General features: G+C 37.9%; 18 protein-coding genes and 1 other annotated feature. All 18 genes read left to right on the top strand.

The genetic code is table 11. The features are described 5' to 3' along the window. The first annotated feature begins 394 nt into the window (after positions 1-394). Complete coding sequence (locus B494_RS0117620; RefSeq protein WP_017473702.1) at positions 395-1237, top strand: DegV family protein; 843 nt, start codon at positions 395-397, stop codon at positions 1235-1237. A gap of 94 nt (positions 1238-1331) precedes the next feature. Continuing rightward, positions 1332-2018: an MgtC/SapB family protein gene (locus B494_RS0117615; RefSeq protein WP_017473701.1), complete on the top strand. Its 687-nt coding sequence runs from the start codon at positions 1332-1334 to the stop codon at positions 2016-2018. 86 nt (positions 2019-2104) lie between these two features. Continuing rightward, positions 2105-2566 (top strand): CtsR family transcriptional regulator, encoded by a 462-nt coding sequence (locus B494_RS0117610; protein ID WP_017473700.1) that lies wholly within the window; start codon positions 2105-2107, stop codon positions 2564-2566. A gap of 25 nt (positions 2567-2591) precedes the next feature. Further along, entirely contained in the window at positions 2592-3137 is a 546-nt protein-coding gene (locus tag B494_RS0117605) for a protein-arginine kinase activator protein McsA (RefSeq protein ID WP_017473699.1), read from the top strand. A gap of 6 nt (positions 3138-3143) precedes the next feature. Continuing rightward, positions 3144-4211 carry a protein-arginine kinase McsB gene (locus B494_RS0117600; RefSeq protein WP_017473698.1) on the top strand — a complete coding sequence of 356 codons (1068 nt, stop codon included), beginning with the start codon at positions 3144-3146 and terminating at the stop codon, positions 4209-4211. A gap of 14 nt (positions 4212-4225) precedes the next feature. Beyond that, positions 4226-6655: an ATP-dependent protease ATP-binding subunit ClpC gene (gene clpC, locus B494_RS0117595; protein ID WP_017473697.1), complete on the top strand. Its 2430-nt coding sequence runs from the start codon at positions 4226-4228 to the stop codon at positions 6653-6655. A 260-nt stretch (positions 6656-6915) separates the two neighbouring features. Next, the gene (radA, locus tag B494_RS0117590; RefSeq protein ID WP_017473696.1) at positions 6916-8283 is read left to right on the top strand and encodes a DNA repair protein RadA; all 1368 of its coding nucleotides are present in this window, start codon (positions 6916-6918) and stop codon (positions 8281-8283) included. Between the two features lie 82 nt (positions 8284-8365). After that, positions 8366-9484 carry a PIN/TRAM domain-containing protein gene (locus B494_RS0117585; RefSeq protein WP_017473695.1) on the top strand — a complete coding sequence of 373 codons (1119 nt, stop codon included), beginning with the start codon at positions 8366-8368 and terminating at the stop codon, positions 9482-9484. A gap of 359 nt (positions 9485-9843) precedes the next feature. After that, positions 9844-10533, top strand: coding sequence for a 2-C-methyl-D-erythritol 4-phosphate cytidylyltransferase (ispD, locus tag B494_RS0117580; RefSeq protein ID WP_017473694.1), 690 nt, complete (start codon positions 9844-9846; stop codon positions 10531-10533). A 14-nt stretch (positions 10534-10547) separates the two neighbouring features. Next, a complete protein-coding gene (ispF, locus tag B494_RS0117575; protein ID WP_017473693.1) occupies positions 10548-11027 on the top strand; it encodes a 2-C-methyl-D-erythritol 2,4-cyclodiphosphate synthase in 480 nt (159 codons plus the stop codon). Positions 11028-11031: 4 nt separating this feature from the next. Continuing rightward, on the top strand, positions 11032-11223 hold the full coding sequence (locus B494_RS0117570; protein WP_144032281.1) for a hypothetical protein: 192 nt from the start codon (positions 11032-11034) through the stop codon (positions 11221-11223). A 17-nt stretch (positions 11224-11240) separates the two neighbouring features. After that, complete coding sequence (gltX, locus tag B494_RS0117565) at positions 11241-12701, top strand: glutamate--tRNA ligase (protein WP_017473691.1); 1461 nt, start codon at positions 11241-11243, stop codon at positions 12699-12701. A gap of 35 nt (positions 12702-12736) precedes the next feature. Then, positions 12737-12958: a binding site (T-box leader), on the top strand. 135 nt (positions 12959-13093) lie between these two features. Further along, positions 13094-13753 carry a serine O-acetyltransferase gene (cysE, locus tag B494_RS0117560; RefSeq protein ID WP_017473690.1) on the top strand — a complete coding sequence of 220 codons (660 nt, stop codon included), beginning with the start codon at positions 13094-13096 and terminating at the stop codon, positions 13751-13753. Beyond that, entirely contained in the window at positions 13743-15146 is a 1404-nt protein-coding gene (cysS, locus tag B494_RS0117555; protein WP_017473689.1) for a cysteine--tRNA ligase, read from the top strand. The genes cysE and cysS overlap by 11 nt, the downstream gene beginning before the upstream one ends. 2 nt (positions 15147-15148) lie before the next feature. After that, a complete protein-coding gene (locus B494_RS0117550; RefSeq protein ID WP_017473688.1) occupies positions 15149-15550 on the top strand; it encodes a Mini-ribonuclease 3 in 402 nt (133 codons plus the stop codon). Between the two features lies 1 nt (position 15551). Beyond that, complete coding sequence (gene rlmB, locus B494_RS0117545) at positions 15552-16295, top strand: 23S rRNA (guanosine(2251)-2'-O)-methyltransferase RlmB (protein ID WP_017473687.1); 744 nt, start codon at positions 15552-15554, stop codon at positions 16293-16295. Positions 16296-16299: 4 nt separating this feature from the next. Then, a complete protein-coding gene (locus B494_RS0117540; protein WP_017473686.1) occupies positions 16300-16809 on the top strand; it encodes an NYN domain-containing protein in 510 nt (169 codons plus the stop codon). A gap of 71 nt (positions 16810-16880) precedes the next feature. Continuing rightward, on the top strand, positions 16881-17540 hold the full coding sequence (gene sigH, locus B494_RS0117535) for an RNA polymerase sporulation sigma factor SigH (protein WP_017473685.1): 660 nt from the start codon (positions 16881-16883) through the stop codon (positions 17538-17540). The last annotated feature ends 36 nt before the right edge of the window (positions 17541-17576 follow it).

Raw genomic sequence — 17576 nt, 5'->3', positions numbered from 1 at the left:
TCGCTAAGCAACTTAGAAAAGAAGCTATCTCATGTTTAGAGATAGCTTCTTTTTAGTTTTCTAATTATTATTAATGATAAAGGTACTAATCAACTATATAAGCCAATTTCAAAGCTAAAACTTAAAGCTTAACTCTAGGTGAAACGTCCACCATAGAATAGAGAGTAGAACAAATCTATCTAGGCGGTAGATAACAGACGCTAATGTCCTGATACACTCAGCTATAATCAGTGGAAGATGAACGAAAACAAAACCACACTGCTTAAAAGTCCGTTTTATATGAGCTAAATAAGGGAATAATATGACAATAATAAACCTGTAATAATTTTTAATAGTGTGTTATAGTTAGTTATTAGTATCTAGTCATAAAGCATAAATTAAAGGAGCTTGTAAAATGAAAAAAATTGCTTGGATTACAGACAGTACATGTGGGTTATCACAGGAATTTATTGATAAGCATAAAATACATGTACTCCCCATGATTGTGAATATCAATAATATCTCATATCGAGAAGATATTGATATCACTAAAGATGAAGTTTATACTTTATTAAAAAAACATGGAGAAGGAGCGAAAACAAGCCAGCCGCCCTATGGAGAATTTGTTCAACTGTATGAGGAGTTAAAAGAAAACTATGATGTTGGAATAGCGATTCATGCCTCTAGTCAATTAACGGGAACGTACCAAAGTTCGATTAGTGCTTCTGAAATGCAGGGGTTTAACGTTGAAGTTATAGATTCGAAAATAGGTTCTTATGCTCTTGGGAAAATGATTGAGAAGGGACTAGAGATGGAAAGTAACGGGAAAAGCTTTGAAGATATCGTTGCTAAGTTAAAACAATACCCTGATCAAACTGAAATGTATTTATTACCTCAAAGTCTTGAGCAATTAAAAAGAAGTGGTCGAGTGAGTACAACACAAACAGTATTTGCAAATTTGTTAAATATTAATTTAATTTTAAAATTTGAAAACGGAAAAGTTATTGTAGACGATAAAATAAGAAGTAAAAAGAAGGCTATTCGTCATTTGTTCCAGAAGATTGAAGATGCTTATAAAAATGGAGACCTAAAAGAATTAGGTGTTATGCATGCAGGAGCTTTGGAACAAGCACAGCAATGGCAACGTGACTTAAAAGAAATATATCAGAACCTGAAGGTTAAAGTAGAGCCGCTTGTTCCGGTCGCAGGTGTCCATACTGGCTACGGAACGATGGCCATTTCCTGGTTAAAAGAATAAAGTCTTAAAATAAATAGATCTCCTCATATGGTGGTCTATTTATTTTTAAAAAATAATAGGAGAGGAGTTTTCGTTGTTTAACGAAATTTAAGCGATGTATGAATTATTCGATCAGTATTTTATTACAATGAGTATAAGATTATTGTTAGCTTTGCTTTTGTCAGGATTGATAGGATTTGAACGTGAAATGAATCGGCATTCTGCTGGTTTTAGAACGCACATTCTTGTGGGGGTGAGCTCTTGTTTAATGATGTTAATGTCGCTATACGGATTTCAAGATTATCTTGAAACATACGCAGATATCGTACGATTTGATCCAGCTAGAATTCCCTCTTATGTGATTAGTGGAATTGGCTTCTTAGGTGCTGGCACTATTATCGTAAACGGAATGACTGTTAGAGGCCTTACAACAGCTGCATCGATCTGGGCTGTTGCCGGATTAGGTTTAGTTGTGGGTATTGGCATGTATAGTATAGCTATATTGACAACGACCATCATTTTACTTAGTCTTGTGTTTCTCAATAATTTTGAACGCTATATCTCTAAAAGAGAACTTAGGGTGAAATTGGAAATTTCAATGTATGATTTCCAGGAACTAGACGCAATATTTACCATCTATAATCATTTTAATGTTATAGTAAAGAACATTAATGTAGATAATGAAAATGAACAAGATACAAAATTGAAAACCGATGTTCAAATAGGTAAGAATACAAATATTAATGATTTATATTATGAGTTACTTCAATTAGAGCAAGTTAAGCAAGTAAAAGAAGTATAAAGTGATATATTATTTGCATATCTGGGAATCACAGTATAGAATATAGTTATGGTCAAATATAGTCAAAGTCAATAAGGGGGAGGAAAATGCGTAATATTTCAGATATTATTGAAGCCCATTTAAAACAAATTATTGAAAATAATCAACATAATAGTATTGAAATCAAGCGCAGTGAGATAGCTGATCAATTTTCCTGTGTTCCTTCTCAGATTAACTATGTTATTAATACCCGCTTCACTCTCGAAAGGGGTTACCTTGTAGAGAGTAAACGAGGTGGCGGTGGTTACATTAGAATACAGCGGATGATTAATAATGATAAAACAGCACTGATTGACGAACTTATTGAACTGATACAACCTCGGACTACCCAACAGGTTGCCATTGCAGTTATTGAACGTCTTTTAGATGATGAGCTAATCACAACCAGAGAGGCAAAATTAATGATTAGCGCCTTAAATAGAGAAGTTATAGCAATAGAAATACCGGTTAGAGATGAGTTGAGAGCACGGATCTTAGTTGCCATGTTAACAACTTTAAAATACGAATAATAAGTATTCGTGAGGAGGGGTAGATATGGAATGTGAAGTCTGTCATGAAAACCCTGCAACGTTACACCTAACAAATTATATAAATGGTCAAAAGACAGAATTACACGTATGTCAGAAATGTGCGATGGAAAAAGGTTACATCGAATCAAAAGATGATGCCTATACTATTCATGATCTTTTAAGTGGATTGTTTAGCTTCAATTCTAACCTATCTAAACAACCTGGTATCAATAAATCAAACCAAAGTGAATTAACGTGTCCACATTGCAAAATGACCTATCATCAATTTGCCAAAGTTGGTAAATTTGGTTGTGCACATTGTTATAAAACTTTTGAGGATCATCTTAACCCGATTTTTAGAAGGGTTCATAGTGGTAATACTGAGCACAGTGGAAAAATACCGAAGCGACAACATGTTTATCTTCAACAAAAGCGTCTAATTCAAGATTATCGTAACCAATTGAAGATTTTAATTGATGAAGAAAACTTTGAAGAGGCCGCTAAGTTAAGAGACCGTATAAAAGCTTTAGAAAGTGGCGAGTCATCTTCTGACAGCAATGAGGAGGAGTGAGCGTATATGTCTTTGCAATCATTTATAGACAATGCAATTAGCCCGTGGATGCAAGAAGAAGGTCCAGATCATGATATTGTTTTAAGTACCCGTATCCGACTGGCAAGAAATTTCACTGATGTACCTTTTCCTATTGTGGCAGAAGAAGAAAAACTAAAGATTGTATCTAATTGGATTAAAGAACATTTTAATCAAAAATCTTTTAATCAATACGATGGGCTTGAGTACTTTGCAATGTCGACATTGCAACCGATTGAGAAGCGAGCACTTGTTGAAAAACATCTGATTAGCCCATACCTTATGGAACAGGAAAAGGAAAGTGGTGTACTGGTTTCAAAGAATGAGCAAGTTTCTTTAATGGTCAATGAAGAAGATCATATTCGTCTGCAACTTTATTTCCCCGGCTTACAATTGGACCGTGGACTTGAAGAAGCCTTTCATTTGGATGATTGGCTAGAAGAAAAGATTGATTATGCTTTTGATGAAAAAAGAGGTTATTTAACAAGTTGTCCAACAAATGTAGGTACAGGTTTAAGAGCATCTGTCATGATGCATTTACCAGCATTAACGCTGACTAGTAAGATTGGTAAAATGGTGCCTGCTATTAATCAATTAGGTTTAGTTGTCAGAGGTATGTATGGTGAAGGAAGTGAGGCAGTAGGTAATATTTATCAAATTTCGAATCAAATCACTCTAGGAAGATCTGAGCAAGATATTATAGAAGACCTACAAAGTGTTGTTGAAAAGTTGATTGAACAAGAACGTTTTGCACGCGAACTGCTTGTTGAACAATCTGAATTACGATTAGAAGATCGAGTGTTTCGTTCATATGGCATTTTAAAATATAGCCGTATTATTGAATCGAAAGAAGCGGCAAAGTGTCTGTCGGACTTGAGATTAGGGATTGATGTTGGCTATTTTAAACATCTGTCGAGATCCATTTTAAATGAATTAATGGTATTAACTCAACCGGCCTTTTTACAACAATACGCCCAAGAGACATTAACACCAAAGCAACGAGATATTAAACGGGCAACGATTATAAGAGAGCGTTTAAGATTAGAGGAATCGTAAAGGAGGAACCCATCATGATGTTTGGAAGATTTACAGAAAGAGCGCAAAAAGTATTAGCGCTCTCACAAGAAGAGGCGATTCGATTAGGCCATAATAATATTGGAACGGAGCACATTCTACTTGGTCTTATTAGCGAAGGTGAGGGTATTGCTGCTAAAGCGTTAACTTCATTAGGTTTAGAAACCAATAAAATTCAAGAAGAAGTTGAGGCCTTAATCGGTGTGGGTAAGAAAGGATCACAAACGATCCATTATACGCCACGAGCGAAAAAAGTGATCGAACTTTCAATGGATGAAGCTCGAAAATTAGGTCATACGTATGTGGGTACAGAACATATCCTTCTAGGTTTAATCCGAGAAGGGGAAGGCGTAGCTGCTCGTGTACTTAATAATTTAGATGTTAGTCTAAATCGTGCCCGTCAACAAGTGCTTCAATTGCTAGGGAGTAATGAGACGGTCAGAAAAGGCCAAGGTCGACATACACAGAGTAATCCGGCTAGTACACCAACGTTAGATTCTCTAGCAAGAGATTTAACGGTTATCGCTAAAGAAGGAAACATTGATCCAGTAATAGGTCGTGAAAAAGAAATTGAGCGGGTTATACAAGTATTAAGTCGTCGCACAAAGAATAATCCGGTTCTTATTGGAGAGCCTGGTGTAGGAAAAACGGCTGTTGCTGAAGGTTTAGCTCAACAAATTGTAAATAATGAAGTGCCAGAAACACTACGAGATAAGCGTGTAATGACGCTAGATATGGGAACTGTTGTAGCAGGTACAAAATATCGAGGAGAATTTGAAGATCGCTTAAAAAAAGTAATGGAAGAGATTCGCCAAGCAGGGAATATCATACTTTTCATTGATGAATTGCATACGTTAATTGGTGCAGGTGGTGCTGAAGGGGCTATTGATGCGTCCAATATATTAAAACCGTCATTGGCACGTGGAGAGTTACAGTGTATCGGAGCAACCACACTGGATGAATATCGTAAATATATTGAAAAAGACGCAGCGCTTGAACGTCGTTTTCAGCCCATTCAAGTTGATGAGCCGACCCTGGAGGAATCTATACAGATTTTACAAGGCTTACGTGATCGGTATGAGGCACATCACCGCGTAACTATTACTGATGAGGCCATTGAAGCAGCAGTTCATTTATCGAGCCGCTACATTACGGACCGATTTTTACCTGATAAGGCGATTGATTTGATTGATGAAGCAGCTTCAAAAGTTCGTTTGCGTTCTTATACTGCGCCGCCTAACTTAAAAGAATTAGAACAAAATTTAGGCGAAGTAAAAAAAGAAAAGGATGCGGCTGTTCAAAGTCAAGAATTTGAAAAAGCTGCTTCATTAAGAGATAAGGAGCAGAAATTAAGAAAAGAATTGGAATCCACAAAAGAGCAATGGAAAGAAAAGCAAGGTCAAGAAGATTCTGAAGTTATTGTAGAAGATATAGCAACTGTTGTCTCGACTTGGACAGGGGTACCCGTTTCTTCCTTAACAAAAGATGAAAGCACACGCTTGCTTAATTTAGAAAATGTATTGCATAATCGTGTGATCGGGCAAGAGGAAGCCGTTGATGCTGTAGCTAAAGCGATACGTCGTGCGCGAGCTGGTTTAAAAGATCCTAAGCGTCCTATCGGATCATTTATCTTTTTAGGTCCGACGGGTGTAGGGAAAACAGAGCTTGCTCGAGCATTGGCTGAATCGATGTTTGGTGATGAAGATGCTATGATTCGTGTCGATATGTCAGAGTATATGGAGAAACATACGACATCACGCTTAGTTGGTTCGCCCCCAGGTTATGTTGGTCATGAAGAAGGTGGGCAATTAACAGAAAAAGTACGCCGAAAACCGTATTCGGTTGTTTTGTTAGATGAAATAGAGAAAGCGCACCCGGAAGTATTTAACATTTTACTTCAAGTGTTAGAAGACGGTCGTCTAACTGATTCTAAAGGAAGACTAGTTGACTTTAGAAATACCGTTTTGATCATGACATCGAATGTCGGTGCAAGTGAGTTAAAGCAAAATAAGTATGTTGGCTTTAGCCTAGAGGATGAGCAAGCAGATTATAAGGATATGAAATTGAAGGTCACAGAAGAATTGAAAAAAGCCTTTAGACCAGAATTTCTCAATCGCATTGATGAGACGATAGTCTTCCATTCTCTAGAGAAAAAGCATATGAAAGACATTGTTACATTGATGCTCGATCATTTACAAAAACGCTTATCTACGCAAGGGCTTGATTTCACTTTGTCCGACAAGGCGGTTGAAAAGATTGCAGAAGAAGGTTTTGATCCTGAGTATGGTGCAAGGCCGTTACGCCGTTCAATCCAGAAAAACATAGAAGACTTGTTATCAGAAGCCTTGCTGCGTGAAGATATCAAAAAAGGTGAAAAAGTTCGAATTGGTTTAAACAGTAAAGGAAAGTTCATTATCCTAGATTAGTGCATACTGTTAGAAAAGCTGAGAGGTCGTTAACCTCTCAGCTTCTTATCTTTATAGACCATTGAGAAGTCCCTTACATCAAAAAGAGTATAGGTTTAAAGTTGCATTTAGAAGATAATATCATTTGATTTTTAATAAATACTAAAGCTTTGGTGCTAAAACTGTTAGAATGAAATTACATTGTTTTTACACAAAGTATTAATTGATATGTAACCTTGTAAAAGTAAATTTAAGGTATAATGAAAGAGAGGAACATAATATTGGCTAAAGCTAAAACGCGTTTTGTGTGTCAAGAATGTGGGTACGAGACACCTAAATGGATGGGAAAATGCCCCAGCTGTAATCAATGGAATACATTGGTTGAAGAGGTTGTTGTTAAATCGAATCCCAAACATACAGGTATTGGACAAGGCAGTAGCCAGTCCCCTGAGAAGATCAGTTCTGTGCAAACAAAAGAAGAATCGAGAATGTTGACCGCAATGCCTGAGTTTAATCGCGTTATGGGTGGTGGAATCGTCCCTGGTTCGCTTGTGTTAATTGGTGGCGATCCAGGTATTGGTAAATCAACATTGCTTCTTCAGATTTCTAACCAACTGGCGCAGAAGGATATATCGGTTCTGTATATTTCTGGTGAAGAGTCTACACGTCAAACCAAGTTGCGAGCTGATCGACTAGGTGTGACTTCTGAACAGCTGTATGTGCTTTCTGAAACGAATTTACAATTGATATCGAATCAAATCGATCAACTTGCTCCCTCTTTCATCGTTATCGATTCCATTCAAACGATTTTTAAGGATGAAGTAACAAGTGCTCCGGGAAGTGTGGCACAGGTTCGTGAGTGTACCAGTGAACTTATGCGCATTGCCAAAACAAAGCATGTACCGGTCTTTATTGTCGGTCATGTAACGAAGGAAGGCGCAATTGCAGGTCCTCGAATGCTAGAGCATATGGTCGATGCAGTGCTTTATTTTGAAGGAGAACGCCACCATACATTTCGTATTTTAAGAGGTGTAAAAAATCGTTTTGGTAGCACAAATGAAATGGGTATCTTTGAAATGAAAGAAAGAGGCTTACAGGAAGTGCTCAACCCTTCAGAAATCTTTTTAGAAGAACGTACTCAAGGAGTGGCGGGGTCTACAGTTGTTGCTTCAATGGAAGGGACGAGGCCCGTTCTAGTTGAAATTCAATCATTAATCTCACCTACTAGCTTCGGTCAGGCCCGTCGAATGGCGACAGGTATTGATCACAATCGTGTGCCATTATTAATGGCGGTGTTAGAAAAAAGAGTAGGCTTATTAATGCAAAATCAGGATGCATATGTTAAAGTAGCCGGTGGTGTTAAGTTAGATGAGCCTGCTATTGACTTAGCTGTGGCTGTTAGTATCGCTTCAAGCTTCAAAGATCAGGCTTGTAGTCCGCATGATGTTTTAATTGGTGAAGTGGGATTAACAGGTGAGATTAGACGCGTGTCACGTATTGAACAACGTGTACAAGAAGCTGCGAAGCTCGGATTTAAACGAGCAATTATACCATCACGAAACCTCGATGGCTGGCAAACGCCGAAGGAAATTGAAGTGATAGGCGTTGATGCGATTCAAGATGCTCTAAAAATAACATTCAATCAATAGTATAAGTAGAGAAGAAAGTTTGTAAGAAAAGCGGTTAAAGAAACATGATATTGGGGAGACTATTTGATAGGAGGTGACTGTGGTGCTAAAAAGAATAGTGCAATTCTTTATTATTGTAGCAGGAGGTACGACTGGTTTTTTATATTTTCCAATCCTTGTTGAAGTAATGGGTTTTACGAGGGATACGTGGCTTGATCATCCTTACGTAGCTCCTTATATAGGTTTAGTACTTGGTGCTATTATTTTATATTTATTATCTTTTTGGTTAGTTGACCACATTGTTCATTTTATTCAATACTTAGAGGAAGTGTTGTTAGGTGCACCATTGGCTAATTTATTTTTTGGAGGATTAGGTTTAGTTTTAGGTTTAATTATTGCCTATATTATTAACCAACCGATTCAAGATCTTCAAATTTTGATTTTGTCACAAGTGGTTCCCCTTTTTACAATGGGTTTATTAGGTTATTTAGGGTTTCAAGTTGGGTTTAAGCGACGAGATGAATTTCTTAGTATTATGACGTTGGCCAAAAGAGATAAAGACAATAAAGACGGTAAATCGGATTCTGAGGATCAGTCAACTAATCCGCAATTACCTAAACCTAAATTACTTGATACGAGCGTGATTATTGATGGTCGAATCGCAGACATATGCCAGACATATTTCTTAGAAGGAACTTTAATTATTCCCCAGTTTGTTCTTGAAGAGTTACAACATATTGCCGATTCGTCTGATGCCCTAAAAAGAAATCGTGGGCGTCGAGGCTTGGATGTACTTAATCGATTACAGAAGGATATACCGATTGAGGTAGAAATGTATGATGGCGATTTTGAGGAGATCCAAGAGGTTGATAGTAAGCTTGTTAAATTAGCTAAAGTGATGGATGGTATTGTGGTGACAAATGATTTTAACTTAAATAAAGTTTGTGAATTTCAAAATGTTCAAGTTTTGAATATTAATGACCTTGCTAATGCTGTTAAACCTGTTGTTTTACCAGGTGAGCAATTAATGGTCCAAGTGATTAAAGATGGAAAAGAGCAAAACCAAGGTGTAGCTTACTTAGATGATGGAACGATGATTGTTGTTGAAGAAGGTCGCAACTATATTGGTGAAACAATCGAGGTCATTATAACGAGTGTTTTACAAACGTCAGCTGGACGGATGATTTTTGCAAAACCGAAAGCACTTGAAAAAGCTCAATAAAAAAGGTATAACAGATAAAGAAGATAAAAGTGATAACAAAGGTTATCACTTTTATTTGTTTTGACATTGATAACGTTAATTTTAAAGTGCTAACTATGAATAGAAAAAGCCAACCATTCATTAAGTGGAAGAGTGCATGCAATTTCTTCTATAATCTTTTTTGCGAGTAACCGTCCGTAAAACACTTACCTCAAAATAGAGAACAGACCTAAATCTATTGAGGTGGGTGTTAACGGTCGCTAGTGTTCTGATTCACTCAACTAACAATCAGTGGGCGAAGAACGAAAACATCTACTAATTGAAGGTTCGTTTTATTTTCATAATTAAGAAGCTGATCATAAATAAAAGTGGTGTAGAAAATGAGAGAATATAATGTCATAATATTGGCAGCGGGTATGGGGAAAAGAATGAAAGCCGGTGGGAATAAACAATTTATTATGCTTAATGAAAAAGCATTGCTAAGTCATACACTTGCTGTTTTTGAGCAAGATCCTTATTGTGTATCGATTTACTTACTCATTCGTGCTGAAGAGCAGATGCAAGTCGAGCGTTTGCTAGCCGAAGAAAAGTGGTCGAAGCCGATTCAACTTGTGTATGGTGGGAAAGAGCGACAAGATTCAGTTTATAACGGTTTAAAAGCTATTCAAAATCCTAATAAATTAGTTTTTATTCATGATGGTGCGCGCCCTTTTGTCAGTCAGTCTGATTTAGATTGTTTAAATGAAGTGGTTACGAATAATGGTGCGGGCTTATTAGTGGTACCAGTCAAAGATACGATTAAGCGAAAGCAAGGAGATCATGTCGAAACACTTGATCGCTCTTTGTTGTATGCTGCTCAGACCCCACAAGGATTTGATTATGAGCTTATCTTAAATGCTCATCAAGCAGCAAAAGCTTCTGGCTACTATGGTACTGATGATGCTTCCTTAGTTGAGCGAATGGGAGAGCGTGTTCAATTTGTTCAGGGCCATTACCACAATATAAAAATTACAACACCGGAAGATCTAGAACACGCACGATTTATCTTAAATCAAAATAATAAAGAATAGAAAAGAGTGATCGTATGATGCGAATTGGGCAAGGATTTGATGTACATCAATTTACAGAGGATCGTCCGTGTATAATCGGCGGAATAGTTATCCCATTCAATAAAGGTCTTTTAGGGCATTCAGACGCAGATGTTTTACTACATACCATTGCAGATGCATTACTAGGAGCAATTGGAGAAGGTGATATCGGAAAGCACTTTCCTGATACCGATCCAACCTATAAAGATGCAGACTCAACAAAATTATTAACACATGTCTGGCATTTGGTACAAGCTAAGGGTTATCATCTCGTTAATTTAGATTGCACAGTTATGGCGCAGTTACCTAAGCTGTCTCCCTATATAGATGCCATTCGTAAAAATATTGGAGGTATATTAGGTGTCACTGTTGACCAAGTTAATGTTAAAGCAACAACGACAGAGAAGCTAGGTTTTGTTGGTAGAGAAGAGGGAATAGCTGCACAAGCCGTTGTATTAATTGAAAAAGAAAGCTAACGGAATGATAATTAAGAATACGATGAATGGCGTCGTGTGGCAACACGCTCGTCTTAGTCAATCTCTATATTTCTTAAATGTTTGTGTCTGGTGTTTGTTAACCTATTATGACATGCACGCACAAGCAAATAAATATTTTGCCGAGCAAAACTTGGCGAAAAATGCTAATATAAGAATAGACGAAGGTAATGATTGAAAGGGGAACAACGAGAAATGACAAATCAAGTTCGTGTGCGTTATGCGCCAAGTCCAACAGGCCATTTACATATTGGCAATGCAAGAACTGCCTTATTTAACTATCTATATGCTAAACATTTAGGTGGTAAATTCATTATACGTACAGAAGATACAGACGATAAGCGAAATGTAGAGGGCGGTGAAGAAAGCCAACTCCAATATTTGAAGTGGTTAGGGTTAGTTTGGGATGAAGGTGCAGATATTGGTGGTGAATATGGGCCGTATCGACAAACGGAGCGTCTTTCTTTGTATCAAACTTATATCGATGATTTGCTTGATCGTGGCTTAGCTTATAAATGTTATATGACAGAAGATGAGTTAGAGAAGGAGCGGGAGCAGCAACGTGCTAATGGCGAAGTGCCTAAGTACTCGGGTGCGCACCGTGATTTGACAAAAGAACAAATAGCGCAATTTGAGGCTGAAGGTCGCCAAGCGAGTATTCGTTTCCGCGTCCCAGAAAATATTAGCTATACATTTGAAGATATCGTAAGAGGAACGATCACATTTGAATCTAGTGATTTTGGTGATTGGGTAATGGTAAAGAAAAATGGGATACCGACGTATAATTTTGCGGTAGCTATTGATGATCACCTGATGGAGATTTCTCACGTGTTACGTGGTGAAGAACATATCTCTAATACACCAAAACAAATGATGATTTTTAATGCTTTTGACTGGGAAGCTCCTCAATACGGTCATATGACACTTATTTTAAATGAAGAGCGGAAAAAATTGAGTAAGCGAGACCAACATATTTTACAATTTATTGAACAATATAAGCGACTAGGTTATATACCAGAAGCGATGTTTAACTTTATTGCCTTGTTAGGGTGGTCTCCAGTCGGAGAAGAGGAAATTTTCTCTCAAGAGCAATTTATTAACATGTTTGATCCGAAACGTTTATCCACATCACCTGCTATTTTTGATCAGCAAAAACTAAAATGGATGAATAATCAATATATCAAGATGCTAGATGACAACGGTGTAGTAGAGCTCGCTCTTCCACACCTTATTGAGGCAAAAAAAATACCGGCTGATATGAAGGAAGAAACAAAAGACTGGGCAAGCCAAGTTATTTTACTTTTCAAAGAGCAACTAAATTATGGAGCAGAAATTGTTGAACTCACTGAACTTTTCTTTCAAACAGAGATCGATTATAATGAAGATGCAAAAGCCGTTTTATCAGGGGAACAAGTTCCTGAGGTTCTACAGTCTTATAAAGCAAAGTTAGAGCAATTAGAGGATTGGAGCCCTGAGGAGATTAAGGCTGCTGTTAAAGCGACTCAAAAAGAGACAAAACAAAAAGGCAAACAGTTATTTATGCCAATACGTGTAGCGACAACAGGGCAGGTTCATGGACCTGAATTACCTCATGCGATTCATCTCTTAGGAAAAGAAGTTGTTGTCACACGATTAGACCATGTTCTTAATGGTTAATCAACACATATTTTAGCTATGCCACATACTTATAAATAAAAACGTTGATGAGGATAGGGATTAAAAAAACTTATCAAGAGAGAATCACCTTAGGCTGAAAGTGATTTTAAGTCATTTTAATTCAATGCCCCTCGGAGTCTTTTGTCGAAAAGGGTTAAGTAGACAAAAGCGGTTTCTCCCGTTATGAGATTTAAAGTCGAGGTAGTGATCATATTACCTAAACAGAGTGGGACCGCGCAAATAAAGGCGTCTCTGTGTATCAATAGCACAGAGGCGCCTTTATTATTGTCTGCGGAATCCTGATCGATGAATGACTAAAGGCAAGTAAGCGAGGGTTTTATAATGGAATAAAAAGGAGCTATTGAGTATTAGGTAATGGAGGTGGTCTGAAAGTGGGTTTTTGGAAGCAACTAAAAGCGGATGTTGAAGTGGTTTTTGATCAAGATCCTGCCGCTCGGTCTTATTTTGAAGTCATTCTAACATATTCTGGTTTGCACGCTATTTGGTCACATCGTGTTGCGCATTTCTTTTATCGGAAAAAATTCTTCTTTATTGCTCGAGCCATATCACAAATCAGCCGTTTTTTTACAGGGATTGAAATTCATCCGGGTGCACAGATCGGTCAACGCTTTTTTATTGATCATGGGATGGGAGTTGTAATTGGGGAGACTTGCGAAATAGGAGATAACGTCACTATTTTTCAAGGCGTAACCTTAGGAGGAACCGGAAAAGAGAAAGGAAAACGTCATCCAACGATTAAAGATCATGCACTGATTGCTTCTGGTGCAAAAGTATTAGGTTCTATTACAATAGGAACCGCTTCAAAGGTTGGTGCAGGCTCAGTGGTATTGGATGATGTGCCAGATTACTCTACTGTTGTAGGTATACCTGGTCATGTCGTTGTACAAAATGGCGAACGGGTACAAAAAGACTTTGACCATAATAAGTTACCGGATCCAATAGATGATTGTATCGTTGAACTTCAAGGTGAAGTAACGAAACTAAAACAAGAAATAGCACATTTAAAAGGGGAGAAGAAGCATGACGATTAAACTGTATAACACATTAACGCGTAAGAAAGAAATCTTTAACCCAATTGAACCAGGTAAGGTAAAGATGTATGTGTGTGGGCCGACAGTTTATAATTATATCCACATTGGTAATGCTCGGCCAGCAGTTGTATTTGACACGGTTCGTCGTTATTTAGAGTATCAAGGTTACCAAGTAGCGTATATTCTTAACTTTACTGACGTTGATGACAAATTAATTGAAGCGGCAAAGCAAATGGAGGAAGATGTGCAGACAATTGCTGAGCGCTTTATAACAGCCTATAAAGAGGATGTGGCTGCTTTAGGTGTTAAGGAAGCAACACTACACCCGCGTGTAACGGAATCAATGGATGATATTATTGGCTTTATTAAAACATTAGTTGATAAAGGCTATGCTTATGAGGCAGAAGGCGATGTCTATTTTAAAACAAGATCATTTGATGACTATGGAAAACTATCTCACCAGTCAATTGATGATTTAAGATCTGGTGCTAGAATACAAGTTGGGGAGAAGAAGGCTGATCCGCTTGACTTTGCATTATGGAAGAAAGCGAAAGCTGGTGAGATCCACTGGTCCTCGCCTTGGGGAGACGGACGACCAGGCTGGCATATTGAATGCTCGGCAATGGCAAAAAAACATTTAGGGGATACCATTGATATACATGCTGGTGGTCAAGATTTAGCATTTCCACATCATGAAAATGAAATTGCACAGTCTGAAGCTTGTAATGATCGGGCTTTTGCAAATTATTGGATTCACAATGGTTACATTACCATTGATCATGAAAAGATGTCGAAGTCAACAGGGAAGTTCATATTAGCGCACGAACTGATTAAAAAGTATCCGCCTGAATTGATTCGATTCTTCATTTTAAGTGTGCATTACCGTAATCCAATCAACTTTAGTGAATCCTTATTAGAACAGGCGAAAAATGGGTTCGATCGGATCACAAATGTATATAGCAATTTAAAGCATCGCAAAGAAACAAGCATGAATTTAGTTGATGATACAGTTGATTATCAAGTGAAATTAGATCAGTTAAAAGCAACCTTTATAGCAGAGATGAATGATGACTTTAACACGGCCAATGCGTTAGCAGTTGTTTTTGATCTTGTTAAAGAAGCAAACTTATATTTGACCGAACAACAAACGAATCGCCAAACGATAGAGGCCTTTATATCGTTATTTGATGAATTGTCATCAATATTAGGTATTGATTTTCAGCAAACATCTGCAGCTCTATTAGACGATGAAATTGACCAGCTACTGAGAGAACGAGAAGAAGCACGAAAGATGAAAGATTTTGCTCGGGCTGATCAAATAAGAGATCAATTAAAAGATCAAAATATTATCCTTGAAGATACAGCCCAAGGTACACGCTGGAAAAGGGGATAGGCATGAATGTTAACGAAGTAAAGCAAATGAAGAGTTTAGCTCTAGCCTATATGGGAGATGCTTTATATGAAGTCCATGTACGGGAGCATTTGATTATGTCTGGTCAAGCTAAAGTTAACGCATTACATCGCCAAGCCGTCCAGTTTGTTTCTGCTAAAGCACAAGCAAGGGTTTTGCGTTTTTGGTTGGAGTCGGCATATTTAGATGAGCAAGAAGAAGGCGTAGTAAGACGGGGACGGAATGCAAAATCAGGTACGGTTCCGAAGAATACTGATGTGATGACCTATCGATACAGTACAGCTTTTGAAGCTTTATTAGGTTTTCACTATTTTTCAGATCAACAGGCACGCTTATACGAGTTAATGAATACAGCAATTGATTTAATAGAGAAAGGAGAGGTATAAGGTGAGCGAGGAATGGATCATTGGAAAAAATCCAGTAACAGAAGCGCTTAGGTCAGGGCGATCAATCAATAAGTTGTTTTTAGCTGATCATTTAACTTATAAAGCAACGCAACGTATTCAACAGCTGGCTAAAGAGAAAGGAATTATCGTTAAGAAAGTACCAAAGAAAAAGATTGATCAAATGGTCTCCGGGCAACATCAAGGTATAGTGGCAGCTGTGGCGGCCTATGATTATGCTACCATAGATGACTTATTTCTTCGTGCCGAAGAAAAAGAAGAGGAACCGTTCTTTATTTTGCTTGACGAAATCGAAGATCCTCACAATTTGGGTTCAATTCTAAGAACTGCGGATGCGGTGGGTGCTCATGGCGTTATTATTCCTAAAAGGCGATCTGTTGGTTTAACAAGTACAGTGGCGAAGACTTCCGCAGGGGCAATCGAGTATGTTCCTGTTGCTAGGGTGACGAATATGGTACAGACGATTGAGCATCTAAAAGAGCGCCGTGTTTGGGTTGTCGGAACAGAAGCGGAAGGAAGCCAAGACTATCGAGAATTAGAAGGGCATCTCCCGTTAGCGTTAGTGATTGGCAATGAAGGTAAGGGGATTAGTCGCCTTGTTCGTGAAAAATGTGATTGGACGATCAGATTAGCAATGAAAGGGCAAGTATCTTCGCTTAATGCATCCGTTGCTGCTAGTTTACTTATGTACGAAGTGTATCGTAAACGCCATGCTATAGGAGAGTAAGCATATGAACATCTTATTAGTAGATGGCTATAATATCATTGGTGACTGGGACGAGCTAAAAGCTTTGCGAGACACAGACTTAGCACAGGCGAGACAACTCTTGATCGAAAAGATGGCTGAATATCAAGCATATCGCGGTTATCGCGTTATCATTGTATTTGATGCTTATGAAGTCAAGGGCATTGAATCCAAGTATAAAGAATATAATGTTGAAGTCGTTTATACGAAAGAAAAAGAAACGGCAGATCAATGCATCGAGCGCTTAATTAAAGAATTGAAAAATATAAAAACAAAGGTCTATGTAGCGACATCTGATTTTGCAGAACAACAAACAATTTTTCAACAAGGTGCCTATCGCAAGTCAGCAAGAGAATTAGCTATAGAAGTTAATCATATCCAAAGTGAAATAGAAGAGGAATTGCACGCTTTTTCGGCACAGAAACAGGCGCGAACCCTCCCGATTAGCAAAGATATTCTAGCTGAATTTGAGAAAATGAGAAGAGGTCGTAAATAAAAGCGGTAGTTGACTATTGTAAAACGCTTACTGTATAATATTTCTATTATATAATTCAGGAGGAGTTCGGCTTGCACAGACAACATCAAGGCAGAGATAATTTTACAATTGACTTTGAAAAGCTTGATGATAGTGAGCTTTCTTCGCTGGTTCATCAAGGTAATAGCCATGCGCTAGATTTTTTAATTCAAAAGTACCGAGGGTTTGTAAGGGCTAAAGCGAGTACTTATTTTCTGATTGGTGCAGACCATGAGGATATTGTGCAAGAGGGGATGATAGGTTTATATAAAGCTATACGTGATTACAAAGGGGATCGGCGCTCTTCGTTTCGATCTTTTGCGGAGCTTTGTGTGACCCGGCAGATTATAACGGCCATTAAAACAGCAACCAGGCAAAAGCACATCCCATTAAATTCTTATGTATCATTGGACAAGCCTATGTTTGATGAGGAATCTGAGCGAACATTATTAGATGTGTTAGTGAATGCCGAAGCAATGGACGATCCTCAAGAGCTGCTCGTTAATCAAGAAAGTCACGGTCAAGTAGAAGGTAAGTTGGTAAAAATGTTAAGTGGACTTGAACGTGATGTATTGATTCTTTACTTAGACGGTCGAACGTATCAGGAGATTTCGGTTGAATTGAATCGGCATATAAAATCGATCGATAATGCGTTACAGCGGGTTAAGAAGAAATTAGAACGCTACTTAAATATTTCTGGTATTAAGCTTTGATGACTGCGTATGAAAAGGTAACGTTGACAGTAGCGG

Origin of the sequence: Amphibacillus jilinensis Y1, assembly GCF_000306965.1 — a bacterium.
GTDB classification, from domain to species: domain Bacteria; phylum Bacillota; class Bacilli; order Bacillales; family Amphibacillaceae; genus Amphibacillus_C; species Amphibacillus_C jilinensis.
Note: the sequence above shows the minus strand (reverse complement) of the source record. Positions and strands in the feature narration are given on the sequence as shown.

Excerpts from the sequence above, each read along its gene's own strand:
- clpC (WP_017473697.1), top strand. The coding sequence starts at position 4,226 with ATGATGTTTGGAAGATTTACAGAAAGAGCGCAAAAAGTATTAGCGCTC.
- B494_RS0117615 (WP_017473701.1), top strand. The coding sequence starts at position 1,332 with ATGTATGAATTATTCGATCAGTATTTTATTACAATGAGTATAAGATTA.
- B494_RS0117605 (WP_017473699.1), top strand. The coding sequence starts at position 2,592 with ATGGAATGTGAAGTCTGTCATGAAAACCCTGCAACGTTACACCTAACA.
- B494_RS0117550 (WP_017473688.1), top strand. The coding sequence starts at position 15,149 with ATGAATGTTAACGAAGTAAAGCAAATGAAGAGTTTAGCTCTAGCCTAT.
- B494_RS0117540 (WP_017473686.1), top strand. The coding sequence starts at position 16,300 with ATGAACATCTTATTAGTAGATGGCTATAATATCATTGGTGACTGGGAC.
- ispF (WP_017473693.1), top strand. The coding sequence starts at position 10,548 with ATGATGCGAATTGGGCAAGGATTTGATGTACATCAATTTACAGAGGAT.
- B494_RS0117570 (WP_144032281.1), top strand. The coding sequence starts at position 11,032 with ATGATAATTAAGAATACGATGAATGGCGTCGTGTGGCAACACGCTCGT.
- B494_RS0117610 (WP_017473700.1), top strand. The coding sequence starts at position 2,105 with ATGCGTAATATTTCAGATATTATTGAAGCCCATTTAAAACAAATTATT.
- ispD (WP_017473694.1), top strand. The coding sequence starts at position 9,844 with ATGAGAGAATATAATGTCATAATATTGGCAGCGGGTATGGGGAAAAGA.
- B494_RS0117620 (WP_017473702.1), top strand. The coding sequence starts at position 395 with ATGAAAAAAATTGCTTGGATTACAGACAGTACATGTGGGTTATCACAG.
- B494_RS0117600 (WP_017473698.1), top strand. The coding sequence starts at position 3,144 with ATGTCTTTGCAATCATTTATAGACAATGCAATTAGCCCGTGGATGCAA.
- cysS (WP_017473689.1), top strand. The coding sequence starts at position 13,743 with ATGACGATTAAACTGTATAACACATTAACGCGTAAGAAAGAAATCTTT.
- gltX (WP_017473691.1), top strand. The coding sequence starts at position 11,241 with ATGACAAATCAAGTTCGTGTGCGTTATGCGCCAAGTCCAACAGGCCAT.